Raw genomic sequence first — 505 nt, 5'->3', positions numbered from 1 at the left:
ATGCTGAAGCTGCAGCGATCCTGAAACCGGCAGATCCCGACGCCATCCGTCTTGGCGATGACTGTGCCGCGCTTCCAGACGGTGACGGCTATCTCCTGCTGGCCAGCGAGGGATTTCAGGACAGCTTTGTCCGCTCAATGCCGTGGTTTGCCGGGTATTGCGGCGTGATGGTCAATGTCAGCGATATCGTGGCCATGGGAGGCCGTCCCGTGGCCGTGGTGGATGCGTTGTGGAGCGATACGTCCGAGGTGGCCGCGTCCATCCTGACGGGCCTGCATGACGGGGCACGCACCTATGGCGTACCTGTTGTCGGCGGCCATATCAACATGCGCAGTACCCACAATTCGCTGTCGGTGGCGATCCTCGGTCGTGCCAGTCACTTGCTGACCAGCTTCGATGCCCGACCGGGCGAAGTCCTGATCGCCTCCATCGATCTGCGTGGCTGCTGGCATGACCCGCATCCATTCTGGGACGCAAGCTCAACCCTGTGCGGCACCGACGGGGC

The 505-nt window shown here is 62.8% G+C and carries 1 protein-coding gene; it reads left to right on the top strand.

Annotation, left to right across the window (positions count from 1 at the left end; genetic code table 11):
• Positions 1–505 (top strand): AIR synthase related protein (locus TR36_RS14520; protein ID WP_237763615.1); only part of this gene is annotated, 505 nt, incomplete at both ends.

Origin of the sequence: Falsirhodobacter sp. alg1 (genome assembly GCF_000739715.2) — a bacterium.
In the GTDB taxonomy this organism is placed as follows: domain Bacteria; phylum Pseudomonadota; class Alphaproteobacteria; order Rhodobacterales; family Rhodobacteraceae; genus Falsirhodobacter.
This window is presented reverse-complemented; position numbering and strand designations above follow the sequence as displayed.